Genomic DNA, 20,281 nt, shown 5'->3' with positions numbered 1-20,281 from the left:
CGAGCGCCCCCCTGCCCGTGCAGGGGGGCGCGCCCCTGCCAGCGGACGCAACCCCCGATGGGAGAAGCGCCGGGCCGGTGACCGGAAACAGGGGTGGCGCAACCTGCATAGCCCGCGGGACCCTCGTGCCTGGCAGAAGGGCGGACGCGCCCTACAGCCAGGTCGCGAACTCCAGCAGCAGCTCCGCGTCCCGCTCGCGCCCCACCCGCCGGGCCCGTACGCCCGACTCCACCGCGCGGAACAGCGTCCAGCCGCGCAGCCGCTCCCGGTCGACCTCCAGCGACTCCGCGAGCCGCCGTACCCGCCGGCGCGTCGTCGTCGCGCCCGACGGCTGCGCGATCAGGTCCTCCACGCGGTCGCGCACCAGCCGTGCCAGATCGAAGGCGTGCTCCCCGACCACCGGGTCGGGGCCCACCGCGAGCCACGGCATCCGGTCCCCCGAGAGCACCTTGCTCTGCCGGAAGGTGCCGTGCAGCAGCCGGTGTTCGGGCGGTGCGGCCAGCAGCTCCTCGCGCGCCGTGAGCGCCGCGTCCACCAGCGGGGCCACCTCCGGGGCGGAGTCCGCGGTCGCCCGCATCGCCCGTGCCTGCCGCCCGGTGCGCTCGGCCACCGTCTCGAAACCGTGGTCCTCCGGCGGGTCGACCCACAGCCTGCGCAGGGTCCCCGCCGCCTCCAGCAGCGCCTTCGCCTCAGGGAGCGTGCGCACCGAGACCTCCGGGTGCAGCCGCTCCAGCAGCAGCTCGCCCTCCGTGCCGGCGGCCGGGGGCTCCAGCAGCTGGACCGCGCCCAGGCCGCCCCAGTGGGCCAGCGCGGCCCGCTCGCTCTCCGGACGCGCCCGGCGCGGCGCCAGCTTCAGCACCGAGGGCGTGCCGTCGGGCATGCGCACGAGCACCACCAGACTGCTGCGCCCGCCCGGCAACTGCACCCGCTCCACCGTCAACTCGCGCCGCTCCACGGCCCCGCGTGCCAGGTCGGGCAGCTTCTCCAGCCAGTCGTCGCCCTCGGGCGCCGTCTCACCGATCGCTCTCACCAGACGCTTCGGCGGTGCGAAAACCATGCGCGAGTCGTTCCTTCCTGCTGTACGCGGTGCCGGCCGCCCCCGTCATGTCACGGCGTCGGCGCCGGGTCCCCCGACGCCGTACCGCCCCGCTCGGCGAGCCCAGGGAAGGCTACGCTCTCACCGCTCCAGCGGACCGACCGCACCGCCGCCTCGCGCATCGCCTCGGCCGCCGACCTGCGGCGTTCGCCGGTGGTCGCGCGCACCACGTCCGCGTAGACGCCGGCCACCCGGTTCTCCAGCTCGGCCGCCAGCCGCGCCGCGGCGGCCGCGTTCGGCACCGGGAACGGCAGCGCGTAGGCCGCCGCGGCGGCGACGGGAGCGCCGCCGGTGTCCCTGACCTCGCGCGCCAGCGTGTCCCTGCGCGCCCGGTGCGCGTCGTACGCGGTGCGTGCCTCGGTGCGCCGCTTCTCGCCGATCCGCCCGCCGACCACCCCGTAGCCGTACACCGCCGCGTGCTCGGCGGCCAGCGCCGCCTGCAACGCCCGCAGTTCCTCGTCCCGTGCCTCGCTCACCGTCCGGCCTCCGTCAGCAGATACACGTGGGCCGCGCCGGCCGCGGACACCGAGGCCAGCAGCCGGGCCAGCTCGGCCGGCGCGGTCAGCAGCTCCTCCGCCCGCCGGTCGGCGATCCGCCGCTCCTCGGCGACCAGTTGGGCGACGGCGTCCTTCTCCTTCACGGGCACCGCGGCCGAGGGCGAGGACGACGGCGCCGTCACCGCGGACGCCGAGACCGACGGGCCGGGGGAGGCCGACGGCGAGGGCGAGCGGGTCGCGCGCGCCTCGAACGCCTCCGCGTGCCGCACCACGTCCGCCCGCAGCGGACGCAGTTGGGCCGCGAGCCCCGGATGCGCGGCGAGGACCGCGTCGTACCGCTCGGCCAGCGCCCGGCTGTCCCGGGCGGCACGCGCGCGTGCCCGGTCCTCGGCCGAGGGGCGCGGGGCGGCGGTGCCGGGGCCGTCGGACCCGGCGGAACAGCCCGCCACCAGCAGGGCCGCCGGGGCGGCGGCGAGCAGACTCCTTCTGCGCGGCCCCGAACGGGCGCGCGGAGACAGGGGGAACGACACGGCAGGCGTCCTCGGGGGCTCGTGACGAACGGGGCTGGACGGAAGATCGGGCGGGGCCCGCGATCACCGTACCCGGGAGCCCGCCCGGCGGCGCCCAGCGGCACCTCGTCGACCGGGTGGACGGCAACACCCCCTGCGACCGGATACCCTTTGTGCAGACACGCGCACCGACCCACAACAGCACACGCGGCCGAGGAGTCACCCGGATGAGCACCACCCAGAGCGAGAGGCTTCGAGAACTTCTGGAACCGCTCGTCAGCTCCCAGGGCCTCGATCTCGAAGAGATCGCCGTGGACGCGGTCGGCCGCAAGCGGGTGCTGCGCGTAGTCGTCGACTCCGACACCGGCGCCGACCTCGACCGGATCGCCGATGTGAGCCGCGCGCTCTCGGCGAAGCTCGACGAGAGCGACGCGATGGGCGACGCGGAGTACACCCTCGAGGTCGGCACCCCCGGCGCGGAGCGCCCGCTGACCGAGCACCGCCACTACGTGCGCGCCACCGGCCGCCTGGTGCGGTTCCAGCTCGCCGAGGGCGGCGAACTGGTCGCCAGGATCCTCGCGGCCGACGAGGAGGGCCTCGACCTCGAGGTCCCCGGGGTCAAGGGCCGCAAGCCCACCGCGCGCCGGCTCGCCTTCGGCGACATCACCCGGGCGCGCGTCCAGGTCGAGTTCAACCGCAAGGACGACGCGTCCGACAAGAACGACAAGAAGGAAGAGGAGGCGTAGCCGTGGACATCGACATGAGCGCCCTGCGGGGCTTGGTACGGGAGAAGGAGATCTCCTTCGACCTGCTGGTCGAGGCGATCGAGTCGGCCCTCCTCATCGCCTACCACCGCACCGAGGGAAGCCGCCGGCACGCGCGCGTGGAGCTCAACCGGGAGACCGGACATGTGACCGTGTGGGCGAAGGAGGACCCCGACGACCTCGAGGAGGGCCAGGAGCCCCGCGAGTTCGACGACACCCCGTCCGATTTCGGCCGCATCGCCGCGACCACGGCCAAGCAGGTCATCCTGCAGCGCCTGCGCGACGCCGAGGACGACGCGACGCTCGGCGAGTACGCCGGGCGTGAGGGCGACATCGTCACCGGAGTGGTGCAGCAGGGCCGCGACCCGAAGAACGTGCTGGTCGACATCGGCAAGCTGGAGGCGATCCTGCCCGTGCAGGAGCAGGTCCCCGGCGAGAGCTACACGCACGGCCTGCGTCTGCGGTCGTACGTCGTCCGGGTGGCCAAGGGTGTCCGCGGTCCGTCCGTCACCCTTTCGCGTACGCACCCCCACCTGGTGAAGAAGCTGTTCGCCCTCGAGGTGCCGGAGATCGCCGACGGTTCGGTGGAGATCGCCGCGATCGCCCGCGAGGCCGGACACCGCACCAAGATCGCCGTTCGCTCCACCCGCTCGGGCCTGAACGCCAAGGGCGCCTGCATCGGCCCCATGGGCGGCCGGGTGCGCAACGTCATGGGCGAGCTCAACGGTGAGAAGATCGACATCGTCGACTGGTCCGACGACCCGGCCGAGATGGTGGCGAACGCCCTGTCGCCGGCCCGGGTTTCCAAGGTGGAGGTCGTCGACCTCGCCGCCCGGTCCGCCCGGGTCACCGTGCCGGACTACCAGCTGTCGCTGGCCATCGGCAAGGAGGGGCAGAACGCCCGTCTGGCCGCCCGGCTGACCGGCTGGAGGATCGACATCCGGCCGGACACGGAACAGACCGGGGAATAGATCCAGGCCGCGGTTGGCTGAGATCACGACAGCTTTGCTCGTTGCGGTGTTCGATTCTTACCCCGGAGGGGTGAGGTCGGTCCGGGGAGGTAGACTGAGGAGTGTCTGGCCGGACACGGGCTGGCGTGTGCCCCGAGCGCACTTGCGTGGGGTGCCGCGAGCGAGCGGTCAAGGGCGAGCTGCTGCGGATCGTGGTGATCGAGGACGCGTGCGTCCCGGATCCACGCGGTACGCTGCCCGGCCGGGGTGCGTACGTACACCCCGTACCGGTCTGTCTCGACCAGGCGGTGCGCCGCAGGGCGTTCCCGCGGGCGTTCCGCGTCCCGGGACCGCTCGACGTAAAGGCGTTGCGCCACTACGTCGGGCAGGCACAAGGTTGCTGAGCAGTGGCTCCGTGCCGACTGACAGGCAACACGTAAGAACTTGCCGTACGGAAACCCCCGTACGGCCTGGTACCTCGCGAGTCGAAAGCAGGTCGAGATTGCGATGAGCACTCGATGAGTACGCGATGAGTACGCCCATGAACTAGCGACGGTCCGGACGCAACCCGGACCTCAAAGGAGCGAAGTGGCTAAGGTCCGGGTCTACGAACTCGCCAAGGAGTTCGGTGTAGAGAGCAAGGTCGTCATGGCCAAGCTCCAGGAACTCGGTGAGTTCGTCCGTTCGGCGTCTTCGACGATCGAAGCGCCCGTAGTACGCAAGCTGACTGACGCCTTCCAGCAGGGCGGGGGCAACGGCAAGTCCGCCGCGAAGCCCGGTGCGCCCAAGAAGGCTGCCCCCAGGCCCGCGGCGCCCTCTCCGGCGCAGGCGGCCCGCCCGGCCGCACCCAAGCCCGCCGCGGCCCAGCCGCCGGCGGCTCCGTCGGCGCCCGCGCCGGCCCCCGCGGGTCAGCGTCCGACGCCGGGCCCGCGCCCCGCGCCGCGTCCGGCCCCGGCCACTCCGGAGTTCCAGGCCCCGCCCGCCGCGGCCCAGGCTCCGTCCGGCCCGAAGCCCGGCGGCGCCCGTCCCGGTGCGCCCAAGCCCGGCGGTCGTCCCGCCGGTCCCGGTCAGGGGCAGGGTGGCCAGGGCCGTCCGGCAGGCCAGGGTCAGCGTCCCGGTGGCGGCGCTCCGCGCCCGGGCGCCCGCCCGGCCGGTCCGCGTCCCGGCAACAACCCGTTCACGTCCGGTGGCTCCACCGGCATGGCCCGTCCGCAGGCCCCGCGCCCGCAGGGCCAGCGTCCCGGCGGTCCCGGTGCCCCCGGCGCCGGTCCCCGTCCCCAGGCTCCCGGCCAGGGCGGCGGTCCTCGTCCGCAGGCTCCGGGCGGCTCGCGTCCCACTCCGGGCTCGATGCCGCGTCCGCAGGGCGGTCCCCGTCCCGGCGGCGGCCCCGGCGGCCCGCGTCCCAACCCCGGCATGATGCCGCAGCGTCCCGCTGCCGGCCCGCGTCCCGGCGGTGGCCCCGGCCGCGGTCCGGGCGGTGCGGGTCGTCCCGGCGGTGGCGGCGGCGGTCGTCCCGGTGGCGGCGGCGGCTTCGCCGGCCGTCCGGGTGGTGGCGGCGGCGGCTTCGCCGGTCGTCCCGGTGGTGGCGGCGGCGGTGCCGGCCGTCCCGGTGGCGGCGGCGGCTTCGCCGGCCGTCCCGGCTTCGGTGGCCGTCCCGGCGGTCCCGGTGGCCGCGGCGGCACGCAGGGCGCCTTCGGCCGTCCCGGCGGTCCCGCACGTCGCGGTCGCAAGTCGAAGCGGCAGAGGCGCCAGGAGTACGAGGCCATGCAGGCCCCGTCGGTCGGCGGCGTGATGCTGCCTCGCGGCAACGGCGAGACCATTCGCCTGTCGCGCGGTGCGTCGCTCACCGACTTCGCGGAGAAGATCAACGCCAACCCGGCGTCGCTCGTCGCGGTCATGATGAACCTCGGCGAGATGGTCACCGCGACCCAGTCCGTCTCCGACGAGACGCTCCAGCTCCTCGCGGACGAGATGAACTACACGGTTCAGGTCGTCAGCCCGGAGGAGGAGGACCGCGAGCTGCTCGAGTCCTTCGACCTGGAGTTCGGCGAGGACGAGGGCGACGAGGAGGACCTGGTGGTCCGTCCGCCGGTCGTCACCGTCATGGGTCACGTCGACCACGGCAAGACCCGCCTCCTCGACGCCATCCGCAAGACGAACGTCATCGCGGGCGAGGCCGGCGGCATCACCCAGCACATCGGTGCCTACCAGGTCACGACCGAGGTCAACGAAGAGGATCGCAAGATCACCTTCATCGACACCCCGGGTCACGAGGCGTTCACCGCCATGCGTGCCCGCGGTGCCAAGTCGACCGACATCGCGATCCTGGTCGTCGCGGCCAACGACGGCGTCATGCCGCAGACGGTCGAGGCGCTCAACCACGCCAAGGCGGCCGAGGTCCCGATCGTCGTCGCGGTCAACAAGATCGACGTCGAGGGCGCGGACCCGACCAAGGTGCGCGGTCAGCTGACCGAGTACGGCCTGGTGGCCGAGGAGTACGGCGGCGACACCATGTTCGTCGACATCTCCGCCAAGCAGGGTCTGCACATCGACAGCCTCCTCGAGGCCGTCATCCTCACCGCGGACGCCTCGCTCGACCTGCGTGCCAACCCCACGCAGGACGCGCAGGGCATCTCGATCGAGTCCCGGCTCGACCGCGGCCGCGGTGCCGTGGCGACCGTCCTCGTCCAGCGAGGCACCCTGCGGGTCGGCGACACGATGGTGGTGGGCGACGCCTACGGCCGCGTGCGCGCCATGCTCGACGACAACGGCAACAACGTCGCCGAGGCCGGTCCCTCGACGCCGGTCCAGGTCCTGGGCCTGACCAACGTCCCGGGTGCGGGCGACAACTTCATCGTCGTGGACGAGGACCGTACGGCCCGTCAGATCGCCGAGAAGCGCGCCGCCCGTGAGCGCAACGCCGCGTTCGCCAAGCGCACGCGCCGCGTGTCGCTGGAGGACCTGGACAAGGTGCTCAAGGCCGGCGAGGTCCAGCAGCTGAACCTGATCATCAAGGGTGACGCCTCCGGTTCGGTCGAGGCCCTCGAGTCCTCGCTGCTCCAGCTGGACGTCGGCGAAGAGGTCGACATCCGCGTCCTGCACCGCGGTGTCGGTGCGGTCACGGAGTCCGACATCGACCTGGCGATGGGTTCCGACGCCATCGTGATCGGCTTCAACGTGCGCGCCGCCGGGCGTGCGCAGCAGATGGCCGAGCGCGAGGGTGTGGACGTCCGCTACTACTCGGTCATCTACCAGGCGATCGAGGAGATCGAGGCGGCCCTCAAGGGCATGCTCAAGCCGGAGTACGAGGAGGTCGAGCTCGGTACGGCGGAGATCCGCGAGGTCTTCAAGTCGTCCAAGCTGGGCAACATCGCGGGTGTTCTCATCCGCTCCGGCGAGGTCAAGCGGAACACCAAGGCGCGTCTCGTCCGAGACGGCAAGGTCATCGCGGAGAACCTCAACATCGAGGGTCTGCGTCGCTTCAAGGACGACGTCACCGAGATCCGCGAAGGCTTCGAGGGCGGTATCAACCTCGGAAACTTCAACGACATCAAGGTCGACGACGTCATCGCGACGTACGAGATGCGCGAGAAGCCGCGCGTCTGACCGCAGCAGCACGCGATCGGGGCCGGTCGGCGGAAGCGAATTTCCGTCGATCGGCCCCGGCCGTTGCGTGTACGGTTCCCGTATCGGTGCCGCGGCTGCGGCACCCTTCCCCACGGGGCGGCTCCGCCCGGACCGGGGAGATGCCTATCCCGAGCCGGCGGGACATCCGGATGCACACATGTATGTGGGGACTCTGTCCTTCGACCTGCTCCTCGGCGACGTCCACTCGCTCAAGGAGAAGCGCTCCGTCGTCCGTCCGATCGTCGCCGAACTGCAGCGGAAGTACGCGGTCAGCGTGGCGGAGACCGGGAACCAGAACCTGCACCGCAGGGCCGAGATCGGCCTGGCGGTGGTCTCCGGGGAATGGGACCACCTCACCGACGTCCTCGACCGCTGCGAGCGGCTGGTCGCCGGGCGGCCCGAGGTGGAACTGCTCTCGGTTCGACGCAGGCTCCACAGCGACGAAGACTGAAGCAAGACGTTAAGCACTTAAGGAGACGGACCAGTGGCCGACAACGCGCGCGCCAAGAGGCTGGCGGACCTCATCCGAGAGGTGGTGGCCCAGAAGCTGCAGCGCGGGATCAAGGACCCGCGGCTCGGCTCGCACGTCACCATCACGGACACCCGGGTCACCGGTGACCTCAGGGAGGCGACCGTCTTCTACACGGTGTACGGGGACGACGAGGAGCGGCAGGCGGCCGCTGCCGGCCTGGAGAGCGCCAAGGGCGTCCTGCGCTCCGAGGTGGGCCGGGCGGCGGGCGTGAAGTTCACGCCGACCCTCACCTTCGTCATGGACGCCCTGCCGGACACGGCCCGCACCATCGAGGACCTCCTCGACAAGGCGCGCCAGTCCGACGCCGCGGTGCGCGAGGCGTCCGCGGGCGCCGCGTACGCCGGCGGGGCCGACCCGTACCGCAAGCCGGAAGACGACGAGACGGACGACACCGCCGAATGACCCAGAAGCCCACCACGCCCGACGGCCTTGTCATCGTGGACAAGCCGTCGGGCTTCACTTCGCACGACGTGGTCGCCAAGATGCGCGGCATCGCCCGCACCCGGCGGGTCGGCCACGCCGGCACCCTCGACCCGATGGCGACGGGCGTCCTCGTCCTCGGCGTCGAGCGGGCGACCAAGCTCCTCGGCCACCTGGCGCTGACGGAGAAGGAGTACCTCGGCACGATCCGGCTCGGCCAGACCACGGTCACCGACGACGCCGAGGGTGAGATCACCGCCTCCACCGACGCCTCCGGGGTCACCCGCGAGGCCGTCGACGCCGGGATCACCGAGCTGACCGGCGACATCATGCAGGTGCCGTCCAAGGTCAGCGCCATCAAGATCGACGGGGTGCGCTCCTACAAGCGCGCCCGGGAGGGCGAGGAGTTCGACATCCCCGCCCGGCCGGTCACCGTGTCGTCCTTCTCCGTGTACGACGTGCGCGAAGCCGTCGCCGCGGACGGCACCCCGGTGCTGGACCTCGTGGTCTCCGTCGTCTGCTCCTCCGGCACCTACATCCGCGCCCTCGCCCGTGACCTGGGCGCCGGCCTGGGCGTGGGCGGCCACCTGACCGCGCTGCGCCGGACCCGCGTCGGCCCGTACCGGCTGGACACGGCGAAGACGCTGGACGAGCTCCAGGAGAAGCTGACGGTCATGCCGATCGCCGAGGCCGCCGCGGCCGCGTTCCCACGCTGGGACGTGGACGAGCGCCGGGCGAAGCTGCTGACGAACGGCGTCCGCCTGGAGATGCCGGAGGAGTACGCGGGACGGGGCACGGTGGCGGTCTTCGGGCCGGGGGAGCGGTTGCTGGCGCTGGTGGAGGAACACCGGGGCAAGGCGAAGAGCCTGGCGATCTTCGCAACGTGAGCCCCTCCCCGGGGCTCCGCCGCTGATTCCAGCCCGCCCGTCCGGCGTCTGAGGACGAGGCCCGCCAGGGCCGGCAAGGGGGGTCTGGGGGCGCAGCCCCGGGGTCGGGACGGGAAGGGGCGCCGGGGGCGACTCCTGCCCTGAGGCGCGCCACAGGGCCGCCGCAGCCGCGAGGGGCCGAGGACCCGACCCCGTGCTCTCGGAGGCGCGCCGGATCCCGCCCGTGGAGCGGCGTCACGGGGATGGACATGCCGCCGCTCCACGGTCCCCCTCGGTTCCCCCACCCCTAGGGTCTATCCACCGGCCCCCCTCCGTTCACCCGCACGTGCGGGCGCTCGGAGTGAAGCGGGGGAGCGCAAGGGGGCGCGTTCGCCGACCGATCTGTGCCGCTGATCATCTGGCGCCTAATGTCGCGGACAAGGCACCAGGTACGGCACGGCAGGAGGCTCCAGGATGCCGTCGCTCGACCGCTTCCGAGGGGAGCCGGCACTCCAGGGCGGGCATGCCCTCGCGCGGGTCCGGGACGCGGACCCCGGCCTTGTCGCGCTCCACGACCTGGCCGGCCGCCCGCGCGGCACCGGCTTCGTGGCCGACCGCCACGGCACGGTGATCACCAGCCACGAGACCGTCGACGGCCTGCCCCGGATCGTGCTGCACGGCGCGGACGGCCGCCACAGCATCGTGACCGCCGACGCCGTGACGCCGCTGCCCGACCTCGGTCTGGCCCTGGTGCGCGGCGGGAACCTCGGCATCGCCCCCCTGCCGGTCACCTCCCGGGGCACCGTCCGCACCGGCGCCTACGTACGGATCCCCGCAGGCGGCTGGCGCGAGGCACGGGTGCTGGGCACGGCCTCGGTGACGTACACCGCCACCGACCGCACCCACCGTGTGCACGGCGCCCTGGAGCTGGCGGTCGGCACCGCCGGACGGGACGCGCTGCGGCTCGGCGGGGGAGCCGCGGGCGGCCCGGTGCTCGACCCCGCCACCGGCACCGTCGTCGGCGTCCTCGGCACCGCGCTGCGCACCACCGCCTCCGACGTCGGCTTCGCCGTCCCCCTGCGCCCGACGGCCCCCGCCCTCGCCGCGCTGCTCGTGGAGAACGCGGCCACCGTCCCCGCCTACGGCACCGACCTCAACCTCGCCGGACTGGTCGGGCTGACCGCCGCCTCGGTGGCACTCCACGCGCCGTCCACGCCCGTCGATTTGGTCGAACGGCACGCCGTACGCGCGCGGTTGCACGCCCTTGAGCGGGGCACGGCCGCCGTCCTGGGTCTCGTCGGGCCGCCCGGCAGCGGCCGCAGCACCGAACTCGCCGCCCTCGCCGGCCGGCGCCACCGCGAAGGGCTGCCGACGCTCTGGCTGCGCGGAGCCGACCTGCGCGCGGACGACACCTCGGTCGCCGTCGCCGCCCGGCGCGCCCTGGAGCGGGCCGCCGCCGAGGCCGTCGCCCGGATGCCGTTCCCCCCGCAGGACGTCGGCGACCTCGCGCCGGAGCGCCTCGCCCGGCTCGCGCACAGCGCCGGGCGCCCCCTGCTGCTGCTCCTCGACGACCCCGAGCACATGCCGTCCGGACTGTTCCGGCGGCGCGCCGCGTGGACCGAGGGCACCGTGCGCTGGCTGGCGGAGACGGGCGCCCGCCTGCTGGTGTCCTGCGGCGCCGAGTACGCGGAGGAGGCGGGCCTGCCGGCCGTCCCGCCACACCAGGGCGGAGCGGGTCCCGACGGACTCCCGCCGTGCGTGGACCTCGGCGACCTCACGGCCGACGAGGCGCGCGAGGCGCGCGCCCGGCTCGGCATCCCGGAGGGTGCCCTGACCGACGCCGACGCGGCCCACCCGCTGACCCTGCGCATGCTCGCCGAGGTACGGTCCGACCTCGCTGGAGCGGCTCCCGAAGGGCCCGTCGACCGCGACGGCGTCCTCACCGCGCACCTGGACCTGACCTGCCTGCGCATCGCCCGGCGCCTCGCCGGCGGCACCGGTGCCCGGGGCACCGCGGTGCGCCGCCTGGCCGCCCGGGCCGCCGGAAAGGCGCACGAGGCGGCCCGCCACTGCCTCGGCGCGGAGGACGGCACGCTGGACCGGGAGACGTTCGCGGAACTGTTCCCGGACGCCGGGGACGCCGCTGGACCGCCCACCGGCCCGCACCGGCACGACGAGCCGGGCGGATGGGCCGAGGCCGTTCTCGGCGAGGGGCTCCTCGTCCCCGCCGGGGACGGCTACCGGTTCGCCCATCAGGAGCTCGCCGACTGGCTCCAAGGCGGCCACCTCGACCTGGACGGCGCCCTGCACACCCTCGTCCACGCCCCCGCCACCGGCACCGGCCCCGTGCCCCGCCACCGCATCGGTCCCGTCGTCCAGGCCCTGCTGTCCCTCGCCCGCCGGCACGGCACCGCCAGACTCGCCTCCCGGCTGGCGGACCTGACGCACGCCCTGGACGCCGACCCCGGCTCCTGGTGGGCGGTCCGCCTGCTCACCGGCACCCTCGCCCGCGTGCCCGACGCCGGCCCGTACACGGACGTACTGCGACTGCTCGCCGACCGCGTCGTGGCCTGGCGGGAGCAGCGGCGGACGGTGCCGGACGAACTGGGGCCCGCCTTCTGGACCGGGCTGCGGCTGCCCGTGGAGACGCGGTGCGCCCTGCTGCGCCGCCTGGTCCTGGCCGACGGCCCCCCGTGCGAGAGCGGCCCCCGTTTCCTGGACGCCGCCGCCGCGCTGCTCACCGCCGACCCCGCGACCGTACTGCCGTACCTGGTCCGCTGGTTCGACGACGAGCGGCCGCTGCCCGCCACCCCGCACGCCACCGTGGCGACCGCCGCGCAGGCGCTGCTGCACACCCACCGCCACGCCGCCCCGGACGCGCTGACCGAGGCGCTCGTCGACAGCACGCACCGGCGGGCCGACGAACTGCTCACCGTGCTGGCCGAGGAGGAGCCCGGCGCGATGTGCCGGGCCGTGGACCGCTGGGCGGAGGACCCGCGCCCCGCCCGCCGGGCCGCGGCCGTCACCCACGGCCTGCGGGTCGCACCGCACGTGCGCGACCTGGGCGACCGCACCCTGCTGCGGTACGCCGCCCTCGCGGTCCTCGTCCGCACCGCCGACCGCGCGCTGCACGGCGGTGCCCTGGCCCTCCTGGTCCGCGACCCCAACAGCAGGGACCGGCACCTCGCGCGCGCCCTGGACCGCTTCGCGGCCGGCGACCCGCACTTCCCGCCGAGCGCCCTCACCGACGCCCTGACGACCCACCCGGAGCCCGTGCTCGACGCGTTCCGCACCAGGCTGGCGCAGGGGGCGGACGCTGACGAGACCGTCCGCGCCCTCGCCGACGCCGTCACCCCCGCCCTGGCCCGGCCGGTCGCGGCCGTCGTCCGGGAGGCGGTCGTACGGCGGCCCGAGCTGACCGGCTGCGTGGCCCGGTACGCCGACCGGCGCCTCGATCTCGGGCCCGCCGCCCGCGCGGTGCTCCGCCTGCTGCTCACCGAGCTGCTCGACGACGGTCCCCTGCCCCTGCGGCCGGCCCTCGCCGACGTCCTCGCCGCGCCCGGCACCTCCGCCTCCCGCCCGCTGCGCCGCGCCCTGCTCGACACGCTGCTCGCCCAGGAGACCGACCCCGGTGTCCTGGAGGCGGTCCTGCGCGCCGCCGCCCGCAACACCGGCCCCGAGCTGCGGGTGCTCGTCCACCGCACGGCACTGCTCCTGGTCCGCACACCCGAGGGCGCCGCCCGCTTCGACCTGGCCCTCGCCGGCCTGGCCCGGCACGTGCCGGGACTCGCGGCGGCCGTGGCCGGCTGGCTGACGGACGCCCCCCACGTGTGGGGACCGCTGGTCGGGGCCGGCACCCGGGAGGTGATCGACGAGCTCACCGGCGTGGTCGTGCCCGTGTGACGCCACCCGGCGCGTGCGCGTCGTCACACAGCACCCATGCCGATGCGAGCCGACGGCACCCGGCATGGCACCCTTAGAGCTGCGCAGAGAAGTCCACGGACTCGGGTTCGTCCGACAAGGTTTCGACAAGGAGCAGTCACAGTGCAGCGCTGGCGTGGCTTGGAGGACATCCCCCAGGACTGGGGGCGCAGCGTCGTCACCATCGGCTCCTACGACGGAGTGCACCGCGGTCACCAGCTGATCATCCGGCACGCCGTGGAGCGGGCCCGCGCCCTGGGCGTCCCCGCGGTCGTCGTCACCTTCGACCCGCACCCCAGCGAGGTCGTCCGCCCCGGCAGCCACCCCCCGCTGCTCGCCCCGCACCACCGGCGCGCGGAGCTGATGGCCGACCTCGGCGTGGACGCGGTCCTGGTCCTGCCCTTCACCACCGAGTTCTCGAAGCTGTCCCCGGCCGACTTCGTGGTCAAGGTGCTGGTCGACAAGCTGCACGCCAAGGCCGTCGTCGAGGGCCCCAACTTCCGTTTCGGCCACAAGGCCGCGGGCACCGTGCAGTTCCTCGCCGAGCAGGGCAAGGTGTACGACTTCGAGGTCGAGGTCGTCGACCTGTACGTGAGCGGCGAGGCGGGCGGCGGCGAGCCGTTCTCCTCCACCCTCACCCGCCGGCTGGTCACCGAGGGCCAGGTCGAGGGCGCCGCCGAGATCCTGGGCCGCCCGCACCGGGTCGAGGGCGTTGTCGTCCGGGGCGCCCAGCGCGGCCGTGACCTGGGCTTCCCCACGGCCAACGTCGAGACGCTCCCGCACACCGCGATCCCCGCCGACGGGGTCTACGCCGGCTGGCTGCACGCGCAGGGCGAGGCCATGCCGGCCGCGATCTCCGTGGGCACCAACCCCCAGTTCGACGGCACCGAGCGGACCGTCGAGGCGTACGCCATCGACCGCGTCGGCCTCGACCTGTACGGCCTGCACGTCGCGGTCGACTTCCTCGCCTTCGTACGCGGCCAGGCGAAGTTCGACACCCTCGACGCGCTCCTCGAGCAGATGGCCAACGACGTCGAACGCTGCAAAACCCTGGTGGCCGAGGCCGAGAAGGCGTAACCCGCACCGCCCCGTCGGGGAGGGGGCCGGGTCCGGTCAGCCCTTCGGCGCTGCTTCGCCCTCCGTCGCGTGGGCCCAGTGGCAGGCCACCTGGGGGGTGTCGGTGCCGTCGAGGACGCCTGGGTCCGTGGTGCGGCAGGCCTGGGCCACGCCCGCCCGTTCGGCCTCGCCGCTCGCCAGTATCTGGCAGCGCGCGTGGAAGCGGCAGCCGGAGGGGATCCGGGCCGGGTCCGGCGGCTCGCCGGTGAGAACCACCGGCTCCCCGGAGGCTTCGGGAAGCACCGAGAGCAGCGCCCGCGTGTACGGGTGCCGTGGCGCCGTGAGCACCTGCTCCACCGCGCCGGTCTCCACGATCCGCCCCAGGTACATCACCGCCACCCGGTCGGCGATGTTCCAGGCCAGCCCCAGGTCGTGCGTGACCACCAGGGCGGACAGGCCCAGTTCGTCGCGCAGCCGCAGCAGCAGCGCCAGGATCTCCCCGCGCACCGACGCGTCCAGCGAGGCCACCGGCTCGTCGGCGACGAGGAGTTCAGGCTCCAGCACCAACGCGCCCGCGATCACCACCCGCTGCCGCTGACCACCGGACAGTTCGTGCGGATAGCGCAGGAAGAACCGCTCCGGGGGCCGCAGCCCGGCCCGGGACAGCGCGTCCGCGACCACGGCCCGCTCGTCCCCCCGGTGGCCGTGGATGCGCAGGCCCTCGGCCACCGCGTCGTACACGGTGTGGCGCGGGTTGAGCGAACCGCTCGGGTCCTGCAGCACCAGCTGGACGCGCCGCCGGTACGCCTTGAGGGAGCGGCCGGAGTACTCCAGCGGCCGCCCGTCGAAGGTCACCCGGCCCGCCGTGGGCGCGACCAGCCCCAGCAGGGCGCGGGCCAGCGTGGTCTTGCCGCAGCCGGACTCGCCGACCAGGGCGACGATCTCACCGGGACGGATGTCCAGGTCGACACCGTCCACGGCGCGGGCGTCCGGGGCACCGTGCCGGCCCGAGAAGGTGATGTGCACGTCCCGGGTGCTGAGCAGGGGGGAGCCGGTCATGGGGTGCTGCGCCTCGCTTCCTCCAGGGGGTCCGGGCCGCCGGCCGTGCCGTCGTCCCGGTCGGTCACCCGCACGCACGCGGCCCGACGGCCCGCACCCGCGTCCCGCAGCGGCTGGTCCTCGGTCGCGCAGGAGTCCAGCGCCACCGGGCACCGCGGGTGGAAGGCGCAGCCGGACGGCAGTGCCGTGGGGTCCGGCGGGTCGCCCGGCAGACCGCGTGGCGCGAAGCGCGACGCCGGGTCACCGATGCGCGGGAACGCCGCCGACAGCGCCTGGGCGTAAGGGTGGCGGGCGGCCTCGTACACCTGGCCCGCCGGGCCCTCCTCGATCACCCGGCCCGCGTACATCACCGCCAGCCGGTCGCAGGTGCCGGCGAGGACCGCCAGATCGTGGCTGATCATGATCAGGCCGACGTCCTGATCCGCGACCAGCTGCTCGATCAGCCGCAGGATCTGCGCCTGGATCATGACGTCCAGCGCGGTCGTCGGCTCGTCCGCGATGATCAGCTGCGGGTCGCAGGCCAGCGCCATCGCGATCATCACGCGCTGCCGCTGCCCGCCGGACAGTTCGTGCGGGTACGCCGACGCGCGGGCGGCCGGCAGGCCGACGTGTTCCAGGAGCTCCCCGGTCCGCTTCCGGGCCCCGGCCGCGGTGGCCCTGCGGTGCAGCAGGATCGGCTCGGCGATCTGGTCGCCGATGCGGCGCACCGGGTTCAGGCTGTGCATCGCGCCCTGGAACACGATGGACGCCCCCGCCCAGCGGACCGCCCGTACCCGGCCCCACTTCATGGCCAGTACGTCCTCGCCGTCCAGCAGGATCTCGCCGCCGACCCGGGTCCCCGCGGGCAGCAGGCGCAGCAGCGCCAGCGCGAGGGTGGACTTGCCGCAGCCCGACTCCCCGGCGATGCCCAGCTTGCGGCCCGCCTCCAGGCGCAGGTCCACCCCGCGCACCGCGGCCGCGCCGCCCGGGTAGGTGACCGTCAGCCCCCTGACGTCCAGCAGACTCAACGGGACACCCCCAGCCTGGGGTTGAGGACGGACTCCACGGCCCGCCCGCAGAGCGTGAACGCCAGCGCCACCACGGCGATGGCGATGCCCGGCGGCACCAGGTACCACCAGTGCCCGGCACTGATCGCCCCCGCCTCCCGGGCGTCCTGGAGCAGCCCGCCCCACGACACCACCGTCGGATCGCCGAGCCCGAGGAACGCCAGGGTCGCCTCCGCCAGGATGGCCGAGGAGATGATCAGCGTCGTCTGCGCGAGCACCAGCGGCATCACGTTGGGCAGCACGTGCCGGCTCATGACGTGCCAGTGCCCGCCGCCGAGCGCCCGCGCCCGCTCGATGTACGGCCGTGTCTCCACGGCCAGCGTCTGCGCCCGCACCAGGCGGGCCGTCGTCGGCCAGGTCGTCACCCCGATCGCCACGACGATCGTCAGCAGCGAACGGGACATCACGGTGGCCAGGGCGATCGCCAGCACCAGGGTCGGCATGACGAGGAACCAGTCGGTGATCCGCATGATCACCGTGGCGAACCATCCCCCGAAGTGCCCCGACGTCACCCCGATCACCGTGCCGATCAGCACCGACAGCACCGCCGCGAGCAGCCCCACCAGCAGCGACACCCGGGCGCCCCAGATCACCAGGCCGAACAGGTCCCGCCCGAACCGGTCCGCGCCGAAGGGCAGTTCGGCGCTCGGGTCCTCCAGCGGGTCGCCCGGCGCGTCGGTCACGTCGGCGACGTCCGCACCGACCAGCAGCGGCGCGGTCAGCGCCAGCAGCACGAACAGGGTGAGGACGCCCAGGCCGAACAGCCCGGCCCGGTGCGTGCGGTACTGCCGCCAGAACCGCGCGGCCGAGGCCCGGCGCCGCTGCCACGCCATGGCCCGCGGCCCCGCGCCCCGCACCCGCGGGGTCTTCTCCGTCGTCATCGGCCCACCCGGGGATCGAACAGCGGATAGATCAGGTCGGCCAGCGTGTTCATCACGATCACCGCGGCGGCGAACACGAAGAACAGCCCCTGCACCAACGGCAGATCGGGCACGCTGAGCGCCTGGTAGAACAGCCCGCCCAGCCCCGGCCAGGAGAACACCGTCTCCACCAGGATGACGCCGGCCACCGTCCGTCCGAGGTTGATGAAGATCAGCGTGACGGTCGGCAGCAGCGCGTTGGGCACCGCGTGGCGCCGCCGTACCAGGTCGTCGCGCAGGCCCTTGGCCCGTGCCGTGGTCAGGTAGTCGCTGCCCATCTCGTCCAGCAGCGCCGACCGCGTCACCAGCAGCGTCTGCCCGTACTCCACGGCCACCAGCGTCAGCACCGGCAGCACCAGGTGGTGCGCCACGTCCAGCACGTACGCGAAGCCCTCCTCGCCGCCCGACTCCATGCCCCCGGTCGGGAACAGGCCCGGGACCGGGCCGATCCCCACCGACAGCGTGATGATCAGCAGCAGCCCCAGCCAGAACGAGGGCAGCGAGTACAGGGTCAGCGCCAGGCCGGTGTTCACCCGGTCGCCGAGCCGCCCGTGCCGCCACGCCGAGCGGGTACCGAGGACGATCCCGAGCACCGTGTAGATCACGAAGGCGGTGCCGGTGAGCAGCAGGGTGTTCGGCAGCGCCTCCGTGATCTTGTCCAGCACGGGCGCGTTGAACTGGTACGAGGTGCCCAGGTCACCGGTGAGCGCCTTGCCGCAGTAGTCGGTGAACTGCTGCCACAACGGCAGATCCAGACCGAACTGCTTACGGTAGACGGCCAGTTGCTCGGCCGATACCTGACGGCCGCCGGTCATGAACTTCACCGGGTCGCCGGGGATCAGCCGGAAGAGGAAGAAGCTGGTGACGAGGACGGCGAACAGGGACACGGCCGCGCCGGCCAGCTTGCCCGCGAGGTACCGCGGATAGGCGCCGGTGAGACCGCCCCGGCGGGGCCCGCGGGAGGCGGCCGGCCCGTCCTTCACCGGACCGGCGGCCGCTCCCGTGGTCCCGCCGACGGATGCGGAGGGTGCGTCGGAGGTCATGGGTGCCGTTCGCCGCCTACTCGCGGTCCTCGGCCGTGGCCCGTCGCCGCAGCGCGAGGAACGCGCCCAGCCCGGCGAGCACGACGACCCCCGCGACGATCCCGATCACCACTCCGGCCGACGACGAGTCGCCGCCGCCGTCGGCGGAGTCCGCGGGCACCGCCGACCACCAGCTCCAGTAGCCGTCCTGGCCGTAGATGTTGCCGGCCGCCGCCGGCATCGTGGTGATCGACTCGATCTGGTCCGTGCGGTACGCCTCGACGGCGTTCGGGTACGCCATGACGTTCATGTACCCGAGGTCGTAGAGCCGCGACTCCATCTGCTTGACGAGGGCGGCCCGCTTGTCCGGGTCGTACTCGGCGAGCTGCCGGTCGTACAGCTCGTCGTAGGTCCTGTCGCAGATGAAGTTGTCGGTCGCGCCGGTCTCCTCCGGTGTGGCGGGCAGCGCCGCGCAGGTGTGGATGGAGAGCACGAAGTCGGGGTCGGGGTTGACCGACCACCCGTCGAAGGCCAGGTCGTACTCACCGGCGAGCCAGGGATCGGTCACGTTGTCCAGGCAGTTGAGCGTGACCCCGATGCCGAGGTCGCCCCACCACTCCTGGAGGTACTGCCCGATCGCCTTGTCGTTCGGGTCGGTCGCGTGGCACAGCACCCGGTACACGATCGGCTTGCCGTCCTTGCCGACGCGCTTGCCCGCGCTGTTGAGCTTCAGACCGGCCTGGTCGAGCAGCCGCGCCGCCTCCTTCGGGTCGTACGCCAGCTCCTGACCGGCCTCCGGCTCCCAGAAGTACTGCGCGTAGCGCGGCGGGATGTAGCCGGCGCCCTCCACGGCGTGCCCCTGGAACACCTTGTCGATGACGGTCTCGCGGTCCACCGCCCGGAACAGCGCGTTGCGCACCCGCTGGTCGAGCAGCGAGGGGTGACCGTCACCCATCTTCTCGCCGCTCCTCGTCCGCGCGCCCGGGTTGGTGGCCAGCGCGTAGAAGCGGCGCCCCGGCGCGTCGTTGACCTTGATGTTCTTCTCACCCTTGAGTGAGTCCGCCTGGGCGGGCGTGAGGGACGGCGAGCCCGCGACGAACGACACCTCGCCCTTGCGCAGCGCCGACACCGCCGCGTCCTGGTCCTTGTAGTAGCGGAAGACCAGCTCGTCGAACTTGGGCGCCCCGCGCCAGAAGTCCTTGTTCGCCTTCAGGCGCACGTAGCTGTCCGGCTTGTAGTCGGTGAGCACGAACGGCCCGTTGCCGATGAGCGGGAAGTCCTTGTCGTTGTTGAACTTCGAGAAGTCGTCGACCTTCTCCCACACGTGCTTGGGCACGATCGGCACGTCCAGCGCCGTCATGGTGGCCTGCGGCTTCTTCAGCTTGATGACCAGCTGGGTGGGGCTGGGCGCGGTCACCTTCTCGAAGTTGGCGACGAAGCTGCCGTTCGCGGTGGCCGCCCCGGAGTCCGTCATCATCGTGTTGAACGTCCAGGCCGCGTCCTCGGCGGTGGCCTTCTTCCCGTCCGACCACGAGGAGTTGGAGCGGATGGTGTACGTCCAGGTCAGCTTGTCGGGCGACGACTCCCACTTGGTGGCCAGACCCGGGATGACGTGGTTGTCCTTCGGGTCGTAGTTGGTGAGGTACTCGTAGGTGAGCCGGTGGATGCTCGTGCTGAGCAGCCGCACCGCGAGGAAGGGGCTGAGCGAGTCGACGCTCTGCGCCACCGCCACGGTCAGCGTGCTGCCGCCGTCGTCGGCCGCGCGGGCCTGCTGCGGGGCGGGATTGAGCGGAGTGGCGAGCCCGGCGCTGAGCGCCAGCGCCGCGGCACCGGCCGCCACGACGAGCCGGGCCCGGCCGGCTGTGCGGTGGTGACCGCCGTACTGATCGTTCGTGTCCATGGGTCGCAGACCTCGCGTCATCACTCGCACGGGAAGGACGGGTTGATCAGATGAGTGATGAGTGTGTCTATCAGCGGCACCTGCGGGCGTCAACGG

General features: G+C 73.5%; 17 protein-coding genes. 9 read left to right on the top strand and 8 right to left on the bottom strand.

All coding sequences use genetic code 11. The features are described 5' to 3' along the window. Nucleotides 1–151: 151 nt before the first annotated feature. Genes ACIF8S_RS33070 through ACIF8S_RS33060 form a run of 3 tightly spaced genes read right to left on the bottom strand, consistent with a single transcriptional unit; the run spans nt 152 to nt 2,123 of the window. Nucleotides 152–1,057, bottom strand: coding sequence for an aminoglycoside phosphotransferase family protein (locus tag ACIF8S_RS33070; RefSeq protein ID WP_400004202.1), 906 nt, complete (start codon nt 1,055–1,057; stop codon nt 152–154). A gap of 50 nt (nt 1,058–1,107) precedes the next feature. Continuing rightward, nucleotides 1,108–1,572 carry a ferritin-like domain-containing protein gene (locus tag ACIF8S_RS33065; RefSeq protein ID WP_400004201.1) on the bottom strand — a complete coding sequence of 155 codons (465 nt, stop codon included), beginning with the start codon at nt 1,570–1,572 and terminating at the stop codon, nt 1,108–1,110. Next, nucleotides 1,569–2,123, bottom strand: a complete 555-nt coding sequence (locus tag ACIF8S_RS33060; RefSeq protein ID WP_400004199.1) for a hypothetical protein — start codon at nt 2,121–2,123, stop codon at nt 1,569–1,571. The genes ACIF8S_RS33065 and ACIF8S_RS33060 overlap by 4 nt, the downstream gene beginning before the upstream one ends. A gap of 206 nt (nt 2,124–2,329) precedes the next feature. Here ACIF8S_RS33060 and rimP point away from each other — a divergent pair, with 206 nt between their 5' ends. The 9 genes from rimP to ACIF8S_RS33015 all read left to right on the top strand — a co-directional run bounded on the left by rimP (nt 2,330) and on the right by ACIF8S_RS33015 (nt 14,259). After that, nucleotides 2,330–2,848 carry a ribosome maturation factor RimP gene (gene rimP, locus ACIF8S_RS33055; protein ID WP_400004198.1) on the top strand — a complete coding sequence of 173 codons (519 nt, stop codon included), beginning with the start codon at nt 2,330–2,332 and terminating at the stop codon, nt 2,846–2,848. A 2-nt stretch (nt 2,849–2,850) separates the two neighbouring features. Then, the gene (nusA, locus tag ACIF8S_RS33050; protein ID WP_400004196.1) at nt 2,851–3,837 is read left to right on the top strand and encodes a transcription termination factor NusA; all 987 of its coding nucleotides are present in this window, start codon (nt 2,851–2,853) and stop codon (nt 3,835–3,837) included. A gap of 101 nt (nt 3,838–3,938) precedes the next feature. Continuing rightward, on the top strand, nt 3,939–4,220 hold the full coding sequence (locus tag ACIF8S_RS33045) for a YlxR family protein (RefSeq protein ID WP_400004194.1): 282 nt from the start codon (nt 3,939–3,941) through the stop codon (nt 4,218–4,220). Between the two features lie 184 nt (nt 4,221–4,404). Then, nucleotides 4,405–7,422: a translation initiation factor IF-2 gene (infB, locus tag ACIF8S_RS33040; protein WP_400004192.1), complete on the top strand. Its 3,018-nt coding sequence runs from the start codon at nt 4,405–4,407 to the stop codon at nt 7,420–7,422. Nucleotides 7,423–7,600: 178 nt separating this feature from the next. After that, a complete protein-coding gene (locus tag ACIF8S_RS33035; RefSeq protein WP_024888503.1) occupies nt 7,601–7,894 on the top strand; it encodes a DUF503 domain-containing protein in 294 nt (97 codons plus the stop codon). Between the two features lie 33 nt (nt 7,895–7,927). After that, nucleotides 7,928–8,377 carry a 30S ribosome-binding factor RbfA gene (gene rbfA / locus ACIF8S_RS33030; RefSeq protein ID WP_349794096.1) on the top strand — a complete coding sequence of 150 codons (450 nt, stop codon included), beginning with the start codon at nt 7,928–7,930 and terminating at the stop codon, nt 8,375–8,377. After that, nucleotides 8,374–9,282 carry a tRNA pseudouridine(55) synthase TruB gene (gene truB / locus ACIF8S_RS33025; RefSeq protein WP_400004190.1) on the top strand — a complete coding sequence of 303 codons (909 nt, stop codon included), beginning with the start codon at nt 8,374–8,376 and terminating at the stop codon, nt 9,280–9,282. The genes rbfA and truB overlap by 4 nt, the downstream gene beginning before the upstream one ends. A gap of 453 nt (nt 9,283–9,735) precedes the next feature. Beyond that, nucleotides 9,736–13,164 (top strand): trypsin-like peptidase domain-containing protein, encoded by a 3,429-nt coding sequence (locus ACIF8S_RS33020; protein ID WP_400004188.1) that lies wholly within the window; start codon nt 9,736–9,738, stop codon nt 13,162–13,164. Nucleotides 13,165–13,305: 141 nt separating this feature from the next. Then, nucleotides 13,306–14,259, top strand: coding sequence for a bifunctional riboflavin kinase/FAD synthetase (locus ACIF8S_RS33015; protein ID WP_400004187.1), 954 nt, complete (start codon nt 13,306–13,308; stop codon nt 14,257–14,259). A gap of 36 nt (nt 14,260–14,295) precedes the next feature. Here the strand turns inward: ACIF8S_RS33015 and ACIF8S_RS33010 are convergent, their stop codons facing one another. Genes ACIF8S_RS33010 through ACIF8S_RS32990 form a run of 5 tightly spaced genes read right to left on the bottom strand, consistent with a single transcriptional unit; the run spans nt 14,296 to nt 20,185 of the window. Then, on the bottom strand, nt 14,296–15,297 hold the full coding sequence (locus ACIF8S_RS33010) for an ABC transporter ATP-binding protein (RefSeq protein WP_400004185.1): 1,002 nt from the start codon (nt 15,295–15,297) through the stop codon (nt 14,296–14,298). Next, nucleotides 15,294–16,304, bottom strand: coding sequence for an ABC transporter ATP-binding protein (locus ACIF8S_RS33005; protein WP_400004183.1), 1,011 nt, complete (start codon nt 16,302–16,304; stop codon nt 15,294–15,296). Before ACIF8S_RS33005 ends, ACIF8S_RS33010 begins: the two co-directional genes overlap by 4 nt. After that, nucleotides 16,301–17,224, bottom strand: a complete 924-nt coding sequence (locus ACIF8S_RS33000; protein WP_349794084.1) for an ABC transporter permease — start codon at nt 17,222–17,224, stop codon at nt 16,301–16,303. Before ACIF8S_RS33000 ends, ACIF8S_RS33005 begins: the two co-directional genes overlap by 4 nt. Further along, complete coding sequence (locus ACIF8S_RS32995) at nt 17,221–18,306, bottom strand: ABC transporter permease (RefSeq protein ID WP_400004181.1); 1,086 nt, start codon at nt 18,304–18,306, stop codon at nt 17,221–17,223. Before ACIF8S_RS32995 ends, ACIF8S_RS33000 begins: the two co-directional genes overlap by 4 nt. Nucleotides 18,307–18,322: 16 nt before the next feature. Then, complete coding sequence (locus ACIF8S_RS32990; protein WP_400004180.1) at nt 18,323–20,185, bottom strand: ABC transporter substrate-binding protein; 1,863 nt, start codon at nt 20,183–20,185, stop codon at nt 18,323–18,325. Nucleotides 20,186–20,281 lie beyond the last annotated feature (96 nt).

It is taken from the genome of Streptomyces sp. NPDC085937 (genome assembly GCF_044540535.1).
GTDB lineage: Bacteria > Actinomycetota > Actinomycetes > Streptomycetales > Streptomycetaceae > Streptomyces.
This window is presented reverse-complemented; position numbering and strand designations above follow the sequence as displayed.

Bases quoted from the DNA above. Each gene is read 5' to 3' on its own strand.
- ACIF8S_RS33070 (WP_400004202.1), bottom strand. From the start codon at position 1,057: ATGGTTTTCGCACCGCCGAAGCGTCTGGTGAGAGCGATCGGTGAGACG.
- rimP (WP_400004198.1), top strand. From the start codon at position 2,330: ATGAGCACCACCCAGAGCGAGAGGCTTCGAGAACTTCTGGAACCGCTC.
- ACIF8S_RS33035 (WP_024888503.1), top strand. From the start codon at position 7,601: ATGTATGTGGGGACTCTGTCCTTCGACCTGCTCCTCGGCGACGTCCAC.
- truB (WP_400004190.1), top strand. From the start codon at position 8,374: ATGACCCAGAAGCCCACCACGCCCGACGGCCTTGTCATCGTGGACAAG.
- ACIF8S_RS33020 (WP_400004188.1), top strand. From the start codon at position 9,736: ATGCCGTCGCTCGACCGCTTCCGAGGGGAGCCGGCACTCCAGGGCGGG.
- ACIF8S_RS33010 (WP_400004185.1), bottom strand. From the start codon at position 15,297: ATGACCGGCTCCCCCCTGCTCAGCACCCGGGACGTGCACATCACCTTC.
- ACIF8S_RS33000 (WP_349794084.1), bottom strand. From the start codon at position 17,224: ATGACGACGGAGAAGACCCCGCGGGTGCGGGGCGCGGGGCCGCGGGCC.
- ACIF8S_RS32995 (WP_400004181.1), bottom strand. From the start codon at position 18,306: ATGACCTCCGACGCACCCTCCGCATCCGTCGGCGGGACCACGGGAGCG.
- ACIF8S_RS32990 (WP_400004180.1), bottom strand. From the start codon at position 20,185: ATGGACACGAACGATCAGTACGGCGGTCACCACCGCACAGCCGGCCGG.